Source organism: Pseudomonas sp. 24 E 13 (assembly GCF_900004715.1).
GTDB lineage: Bacteria > Pseudomonadota > Gammaproteobacteria > Pseudomonadales > Pseudomonadaceae > Aquipseudomonas > Aquipseudomonas orientalis_A.
In genome coordinates this window covers 81,098-87,610 of record NZ_CVTO01000143.1, presented here as the reverse complement: position 1 = coordinate 87,610, position 6,513 = coordinate 81,098, and the positions used below count along the sequence as shown (strand labels likewise).

5 protein-coding genes are annotated in these 6,513 nt (G+C 61.3%); 2 read left to right on the top strand and 3 right to left on the bottom strand.

The features are described 5' to 3' along the window. Positions 1 to 45 precede the first annotated feature (45 nt). Both BFP90_RS19550 and BFP90_RS19545 read left to right on the top strand, forming a co-directional pair. The gene (locus tag BFP90_RS19550) at positions 46 to 663 is read left to right on the top strand and encodes a TPM domain-containing protein (protein ID WP_065897750.1); all 618 of its coding nucleotides are present in this window, start codon (positions 46 to 48) and stop codon (positions 661 to 663) included. Between the two features lie 220 nt (positions 664 to 883). Beyond that, positions 884 to 2,101 (top strand): class I SAM-dependent methyltransferase, encoded by a 1,218-nt coding sequence (locus BFP90_RS19545; protein ID WP_065897749.1) that lies wholly within the window; start codon positions 884 to 886, stop codon positions 2,099 to 2,101. Between the two features lie 38 nt (positions 2,102 to 2,139). Here BFP90_RS19545 and BFP90_RS19540 read toward each other — a convergent pair whose 3' ends face one another. The 3 genes from BFP90_RS19540 to BFP90_RS19530 all read right to left on the bottom strand — a co-directional run bounded on the left by BFP90_RS19540 (position 2,140) and on the right by BFP90_RS19530 (position 6,318). Beyond that, complete coding sequence (locus BFP90_RS19540; protein WP_065897748.1) at positions 2,140 to 4,698, bottom strand: TonB-dependent receptor; 2,559 nt, start codon at positions 4,696 to 4,698, stop codon at positions 2,140 to 2,142. 118 nt (positions 4,699 to 4,816) lie between these two features. Then, positions 4,817 to 5,782 carry a FecR family protein gene (locus BFP90_RS19535; protein ID WP_065897747.1) on the bottom strand — a complete coding sequence of 322 codons (966 nt, stop codon included), beginning with the start codon at positions 5,780 to 5,782 and terminating at the stop codon, positions 4,817 to 4,819. Further along, positions 5,779 to 6,318 (bottom strand): RNA polymerase sigma factor, encoded by a 540-nt coding sequence (locus tag BFP90_RS19530; protein ID WP_065893445.1) that lies wholly within the window; start codon positions 6,316 to 6,318, stop codon positions 5,779 to 5,781. The genes BFP90_RS19535 and BFP90_RS19530 overlap by 4 nt, the downstream gene beginning before the upstream one ends. Positions 6,319 to 6,513: the final 195 nt, after the last annotated feature.

Genomic DNA, 6,513 nt, shown 5'->3' with positions numbered 1-6,513 from the left:
CGGGCGGCTGGTAATGACAATAACGAAAATAGAGCATCTACAACCATGGCATTACTGACTGAACACGAGCAGCGCCAAGTGGCCGAGGCGATCGCCCGGGTCGAGCAACAGACCGACGCCGAACTGGTCACCGTGCTGGCGGCGCGGGCCGACGACTACGCCTACATCCCGTTGCTGTGGGCCAGCCTGATTGCATTGGTGGTGCCTGGCGTGGTGCATTACTTGTCGGGCTACCTGACCATGTACACCTTGTTGCTGGCGCAATGGGCGACCTTTATTGTGCTGTGCCTGGTGTTTCGCCTGCCCAAGGTCACCACCCGTTTGATCCCGCGCTCGGTGCGCCATTGGCGCGCCTCGAACCTGGCGCGCCGTCAGTTCCTCGAGCAGAACCTGCATCACACGCTGGGCAGCACCGGGGTGCTGATTTTTGTCAGCGAGGCGGAGCGCTATGTGGAAATCCTGGTGGATGACGGCATCTCCAAGCGGTTGGACGACAGCAACTGGGATGGCATCGTCAAGGCGTTTACCCAGCAGGTGAAGCAGAGGCAAACGCTGGCCGGGTTCATTGCGTGCATCGAGGCCTGTGGTGAATTGCTCAAGGTGCATGTGCCGGTGACGCAGACGCGCAATGAGCTGCCCAATCGCCTGGTCGTACTCGAATAACCAGGGCAACACCGTTCTAAATGTGGGAGGGGGCTTGCCCCCGATAGCAGTGGATCAGCCACTACATTGGTAGCTGACAGATTGCCATCGGGGGCAAGCCCCCTCCCACATTTGGATCTACCTTGGCTGTTGGAACTGACCACTGGTCAAATAACTCCGTGCCGTTGCGGGTTATCCCCCCTAAAATGCCCGGCATTCTTTGCCCGAGGCGTTTTTGTTCATGTCCGTCACCGCTCAACCCGCCAGCCCTGCACCGGATCATCATGCCCAGTTCATCGAACTGCTGAACGCAAGCCTGGCGCAAAACGCCTTTATCAAGCTGGTGCTGGCCAAGTACGTCGGTGATGAAGCCGAACTGCAGCGGCTGATCATCAAAGCGGTCACCGTCAAGGAACAGCCCTGCCTGTCCTTCGTCTACCGCTACAAGACCCGCGACATCACCAAGAACCTGGCGCTGGCCGACGGTGTGGCGGCGATTGCCGAGCTGCTGCCGGCCTCGTTCAAGAACGCGCACCTGTTGTCGCTGACTGACGAAGCCCAGCTGGAATACAGCAAGAAGAACAAAAGCTCGCTGTTCAAAAGCAAGCCGCAGCAATTGCGTGAGGCGCCATCGGCCGAGCATAACCGCGAGAAAAATCGCTTCCTCGACCTGGGCCGGCCGTTCCTCGCCGACCTGGGCGTGACCGACGCCAGGCAGGCGCTGATCCCGTCGATGTCGCGCAAGTGGAAGCAGATCAACAAGTTCATCGAAGTGTTCAGTCACGCGCTGACGTCGTCGCCGTTGCAGCTCGACCAACCCGTACGCGTTGCCGATTTTGGCTCGGGCAAGGGCTACCTCACGTTTGCGATCCACGACTACCTGCGCAACACGCTCAAGGCCGACGGCGAAGTGACCGGTGTCGAGTTGCGCCAGGACATGGTTACCCTGTGCAACGAAGCGGCCGCGCGCCTGGAGCACCCGGGGCTGGCGTTCAAGTGCGGCGATGTGCGCAGCGTCGCGCCGAGCCGGCTGGACGTGATGATCGCCCTGCATGCCTGCGATATCGCCACCGATTATGCGATTCACACCGGTATCCGTTCCGGTGCGTCGATCATCATGTGTTCGCCGTGCTGCCACAAACAGATCCGCCTGCAGATCCAGAGCCCGGCGCTGCTCAAGCCGATGCTGCAATACGGCCTGCACCTGGGCCAACAGGCGGAAATGGTCACCGACAGCCTGCGCGCCTTGTTTCTCGAAGCCTGTGGCTATGAGACCAAAGTGTTCGAGTTCATCTCGTTGGAGCACACCAACAAGAACAAGATGATCCTGGCGATCAAGCGTGCCGAGCCTTTGGACAACGCGCAGCTATTGGTGAAAATCCAAGAACTCAAAGCGTTCTACCACATCACCGAACATTGCCTGGAAACCCTGCTGCGCGCCGATGGTCTCTTGGCCTGAACACAGGCCCCCTCCCACATTTAGACTCGGTGTAGCAATCAGAAGAATCGCGTCACGCTGATCTTCGCATCGCGCCCCTTAGTATAGGCGCGGTCGCCGCTCAACGCCGGGCGGAAGTTTTCGTTGAACAGGTTGTCCACGGTGAAGTTCACCTCGGTGCCCTTGAGGTACGCCTGTTGCGGTGTCCATTTGGCGAACAGGCCCTGGGTGTTGTAGCGCTTGTTGCCGTACTGGTCGTAGAACAGATCGCCGACTGCGGAGCCCGGGCCGCCGGAATAGTTGTCGCTGGGCAGGCGGTGGGTGGCGCCGATGAACTGGCCCATCCAGCCTATCTGGGCATCCCAGGCCGGAATGTGGGTACCCAGCACCAGCACCCATTTGGTCGGCGGGATATCCCGCGCTGCCACGTCCGGGCCCCAGGGGTTGGTATAGGCGCCTTCGTGCTGGCCTTTGGCATAGGCGAAGGACACCGAGCCGAACACGTAGGTGGAGTTGTAGATCGACTCGACTTCGATGCCCTTGATCGTCAGGCCGCCGATATTGCGGTAGTTGGACATCGCCCCCGCTGGGCAGGCGGAGCCAATCGTGCCGCCGTTGACGGCTTGGTTCTGGCACCCCACGCCGGTGGCCTTGAAGATTTCGTCTTCGACCTTGTTGTGGAACAAGGTGGTGCGCAATTGCAGGTTGTCATCCTGGGCGATGAGATTGTCGAAGTGGGTGATGTTGCCCAGGGTAATCGAGGTGATGCGCTCCGGGTCCAGGTCCACGCTGGTGGCGGTGCGGCTGCCCAGGCCCTGCACTTCGTATTGCTCGTCGATCACCGGCGCACGCCAGGTCTGGCTCCAGTTGGCGAACAGGCCGACATTTGGCGTGACGGTCCAGAACAGCGCCAGGCGCGGCGACCAGCCGGTGTAGGTGCGGTCGCTGTAGTCGTGGCCGATCGCAGGGTCAGGGTTGTTGTAGTACGGCGCATCATTGCCTTCGCCCCGGTTGCGCACATGGTCGTAGCGCAGCGACGGGGTGATGGTCAGGTCGCCCAGGGTCACTGCGTCCTGGATGAAGAAGCTGTTCGTGTCGACCTTACCGTGGGGCATGAAGCCCGGCTGGAAATGGCCGTAGTTATAGCGCGGCGTATTGTAAGTGCTGCCGGGCATCCACATTTCGGTGTCGCGCACGTGCTTGCGCACCTGCCCGCCGACTGTCAGCGCATGCTGCAGGGGGCCGGTGTCGAACAGGCTGACGTTGCGGATATCCAGATGCTTGTCGGTGTAGGCGGTGTCCATCTTGCGCCCGCCGGTGGCCAGCTGGAAAAACGCGGTGGCGTCACGCTCGTCGCTCTGTTCGGTGTTGGACTGGGAGTACTTGACGGTCATGTCCACGAGCGGGTTGTCCAGCGGCTGGTAGTGGTACTTGCCCGACCAGGTTGTGTCGACGGTATCGCGGTGCGCCAGAAAGCGCTTGAGTGCACCTTCGTAACCGTAGCGGTCGATGTTGAGCTGGGTCGGTGGTGTCGGGTAGCTGGCGGCGGAGAAGGGTGTCCAGCGGTTGCTGTGGGAGCGCGAGTAGGACAGGCCGACACTGTGTTCCTCGGTGAAGTACGCGTTGACCTTGAACAGCTTGCCGTCCACATCCTGGGCGCTGTTGGGCAAGCGCTGAGGATTGATCGGGTACTGGTTGTTCTCGTTGGGCAGCTTGGCGGCAACCTTCATGTCGCCGCCGTCGCGTTGGGTCAGGTAGGCCAGCGCGTCGAAACGGCCGTCGTCGGTGCGGCCGTACACGGCACTGCTGTAGACCTGTTCATGGTCGTTGCTCGAGTAGCCGTATTTGAGCATTGCGCCGCTGTTGCGGCCGTCCTTGAGCAGGTCCGGGGCATCCTTGGTGGTCATGTTGACCGTGCCGCCAAAGCCGCCGTTGCCGGTGAACGGTGAGTTCGGGCCTTTCTCTACCTCAATGCTCTTGATCAGCTCGGGCTCGATAAAGACGGTGCCCTGCTGGTAGCGCTCAAAACCACTCTTGGTCGCGCCATCCACGGTCATCGGCACGTCTTCGGCATCGCCGAAGCCACGGATGTTGATGGTTTGGCCGCCGGGCTTGAGCGAGCCGCCCTGGCTCACGCCGGGCAGGGTCTGCAACAGGCTGGGGATGTTATTGGACTGGTAGCGGTCAATGTCGGCCTGGGTCAGGGTGGAGCGGTTGACGGTACTGGAGTCCACTTCGTTGCCGGTGCCGATCACGCTCGAGGTATCGAGCTGGATTGCGCGGCCTTGCGTGGTCCTGGCCGCATCGGCGCGTACCACATAGGTCGTGCCAACCTTGATCAGGGTGAAGTCGGCGCCTTTGAGCAGGATACGAATCGCCTCTTCTGCGCTGTACTCCCCCTTGAGGGCCGGCGCCTGCATGTGCTTGAGCAACGCCTCGTCGAACAGCAGCTGGATCTTCGCGTGCCGGGCCACCTGGCTCAGGGAGGTCGCCAACGGCTGGGCCGGCAGTTGCAGCGTGAATGACTCGGCCTGGGCGCTGACGCTGAACGCCAGGCAGGTGGCAAGCAGGGTCGGCCGTAGAAACAGGTGCGAAGCAGGGCAAGGCGCGCGAAACATGAGATCCCCCGGTGCGGCTAAATAGCCAAAAAGGTGTGCGTATCAAACGCAGACGGGAGGAAGACGGGACACGCAAAAAAATCCACACATGCGAATGCAAAATATTCTCATGTGTGGGTTATTTGCTTGATTCGATTCGCACAATACCGTCGGCGGACGTCACGGTTTTCACCGGTAATAGGGCGGGCAGGGCGTTGAGCAGTGCGTCCGGGTCATTCACATCCAGGTTGCCCGACACCTTGAGTTGCGCCACGGCCTTGCTGACCTGTAGAGGCGCCTGGGGACGGTACAGGCTCAATTCGTCGATCAGGCTGGCCAGCTCGCGATTACGAAACGCCAAGTGCCCGCTGCGCCAATCGGCGACGTCTACGGCGTTGAGGGTTTGCTGCTGCAGCGTGCCATTGGCGTACTGGTAACTGGCGCGTTGCCTGGCCTGGAGCAACGCGGCGGGGTGTGTTCGATCCGGCTCGAAGGCCACTTGGCCATGGGCCACGCTGACCACCAGTTGCTGTTCGCTGCGGCGCACATCGAAACCGGTGCCCACCACCCGCACATTCGCCTCGCCGGCTTGTACGTACAGCGGGCGTTCCTGATCGGCGGCCACTTCGATGTACAGCTGGCCTTTGTCCAGGTGAAGGATGCGCTGGTGCGCGGTGAAATCCACGCGAATGCGGGTGTTGGCGTTCACATACAAGGTGCTGCCATCGGGCAGGTGCAGGGTGCGCATGCCCTTGGCATGACCGGCAACCTGGGCGTGATACAGCTCGCGTGGCGCACCGAGATGAGGGGCAAGAACGGCGCAGAGCAAGGCGGCCGCGATTGCCAGCGCGGGGCGCCATACCGGTTTGCGCCGGGGCAGCGCCAAGGGTTTGTTCAATGGCTGCAACTGGGCGAGGTCCGTCCACAATTGCTCGAATTCGGCATAGGCGCGCGCATGGGCCGGGTTGGCCCGCCAGGCGGCGAAGGCCTTGCGGTCGACACGGTCCGCGTGGCTGCGGTTGCGTGCAAACCAGCTGGCGGCTTGGGCATCAATGGCGTCGCTCGCGTCGATGTCCAGCGCGTCGAGGTCGCTCAGGCGGCTCATTGGGGCTGCTCCGTGCCGGGGTCAGGTTGAAGACGTCGCTTGCAATGCAGCAGGGCAAAAGCAATGTGCTTTTCCACCATGCTCGTCGAAATGCCCATGCGCGCGGCGATCTGTGCCTGGCTCAAGCCTTCGAAGCGATGCAGCATAAGGGCTTCGCGCCGACGGGGCGAGAGTTCGGCGAGGACTTCTTTCAAGTGTTCCAGGCGCTGGATGCGCAGCGCGGCGGCCATGGGCTCGTTTTGCTCGTCGGTGACGGCTTCGGTGGGGGCGTCGGCTGAATCGGCGTGGACACTGCGGCGTACCTGCTGTTTACGCCAGTGATCGCGCAGCAGGTTGCGCGCCATCTGAAACAGAAACGCCCGTGGCTGCTCGACCTTGGCCCGGTCGCGGTAGTCCAGCCATTGGGTAAACACATCCTGGGTCATATCCGCCGCGTCACTGGCGTTGTCCGTGCGTTTGCGCAGGAAATGCAGGATATCTGCATAGAACCCGCGACAGGCATCGGCCGACAATGGGTCGGGCTTGGGACGAGACATGGATATCCTTCTTGACGCAGCACGGCTTGGAAAGGTCGTGAATGATATCGAGAATTATTGTCATTTGTCTCTTTTTAAAATCTGTACCCCATTCAAAATGTGGGAGGGGGCTTGCCCCCGATTGGGGTGTGTCAGTCACCGAATGTGTTGACTGATGCGCCGCTATCGGGGCATAGGCATCTACACAACTCTGTA